The organism is Neisseria sp. P0021.S005, from assembly GCF_051956955.1.
Genome location: NZ_JBQCWY010000595.1, coordinates 1 through 1,886, shown reverse-complemented (window position 1 = coordinate 1,886; position 1,886 = coordinate 1). Strand labels below are relative to the sequence as shown.

Below are 1,886 nucleotides of genomic sequence, written 5' to 3'. Positions count from 1 at the left end.
CGTTGGTTACGGAGAAGGCGATGATAAACGCCATAATCACACCGATCAGGCTCTCGCCGACAATCAAACCGGCGGAGAACAGCGTACCGATACGTTCCGCATTTTTCAGACGGCCTTCACGGTTTTCCTGACGGCGGGCGATGACGGATTTCAACACCGCCGCCAATACCGCGCCGATCACAATCGGCATATTCACAGACGGCGGCAGGTAAATGCCCATGCCCACGGCCAATACCGGCAAGGCGCGCTTGCCGCCGGAGGATTTGCGCAATGTGAAATCGACCGCAATCAACGCCACGCCAATGGCCACGCCGGTGAAAATATAATCCCATTGCAGATTGTGCGAGAAAATACCTTGGGCGATGGTGGTCATCAAAGTTGCCTGAGGCGCGGCAAGGGCTTGTGCCGCATCCATGCCTTCACGCGGCATCGCGCCGGTAAAGCCGTAGGCTTCATACAAAAGCTCCAACACAGGTGAAATCACCAATGCACCGACAACGCAACCGACAATCAACGCAACCTGCTGTTTCCAAGGCGTTGCCTTTACCAGATAACCCGTTTTTAAATCCTGCAGGTTGTCATTGGAAATCGAAGCCACACAAATCACAGACGCGCCGCAAAACAGCGTCAACGCCAGCAGGAATTTGCGGTTTGCCTCGTCCGTCATCAAGCCGCCGGATTCGCCAACCAGCAGCAACACCAGCGAAATGATAACGATAGAGACGATGCCCACACCCGAAATCGGGCTGGAAGACGAACCGACCAAACCGGCCATATAACCGCAAGCCGCGGCCACCAAAAAGCCGATAATCGAAGCCAGCAGCGTACACACGACCACCAACAGCCAAGCCAAACCGCCGGAAATATGCGAGTCGCCGATAAAGTGGAAGAAAGACACGCCCAACACCAGCATCATCGCCAACACCCAGGCAATCATCGCCTTAGGCGACAAATCCTGTTCCGTACGCTCAGTCATCTGCACGCCGCCGAAATTGCGGAAAGACAGGCGCATACCCTCGACCATCGGTTTCATCAAAGTCAACAGCGTCCAAATAGCGGCAATACCGATCGTACCCGCGCCGATAAAACGGACTTTTTCCTTCCACAAAGACATTGCAAAAGGAATCATCTCCATATCGGCAGGTTGCGGAATATGCGCCGACAGATAAGGCACGGCCACACCCCAGGCAATCGAAATACCCAGCAAAATCGCGATACCGCCGGTCAGGCCGACCAAATAGCCCGCGCCCAGCAAAGCCAAAGAAAAGCCCATCGGCACTTGGAACACCGACGCGCCGCCTTTAAACCAAAAGCTCGCGCTGTCCGCCACCACGCGCAAACCGCTTGCGCAGAAGCTCATCAAACCGGCCAGAGCGCCGCCCGACACCAATTCCTTGATACCGCTGCCGCCTTCCTGTTGGTCCGCATCATGGTCGCCAACCTTCAAAATCTCAGCCGCCGCCACGCCTTCCGGATAAGGCAAATCGCTCTTCACCACCATCGCATAACGCAAAGGCACAGTGAAAATCACGCCCAAAATACCACCGGACATACACAGCAGCGTAGTCTGCCAAAACGGAAAGCCCGCCCAATAACCGGCCATCAGCAAACCCGGCAAGATAAAAATAATACTGGAGAGCGTACCCGCGGCTGAAGCCTGAGTCTGCACCATATTATTTTCCAGAATATTGCTGCCTTTAAAAAACTTCAAAACCGCCATCGAAATTACCGCAGCCGGAATCGAAGACGCAAAAGTCAAGCCCACCTTCAAGCCCAAATACACATTGGATGCCGTAAAAATCACCGTAATCAACGCGCCGAGTATCATCCCCCGCAGCGTCAGTTCACGGAAACTCGCATAAGGATCAACCGCCTGTTTCATAAAA

1 protein-coding gene is annotated in these 1,886 nt (G+C 54.2%); it reads right to left on the bottom strand.

From position 1 onward, the window contains the following. A partial coding sequence (locus ACTHUE_RS17295) for an OPT family oligopeptide transporter (RefSeq protein ID WP_440424058.1) occupies positions 1-1,882 on the bottom strand: 1,882 nt, incomplete at its 3' end. Positions 1,883-1,886: the final 4 nt, after the last annotated feature.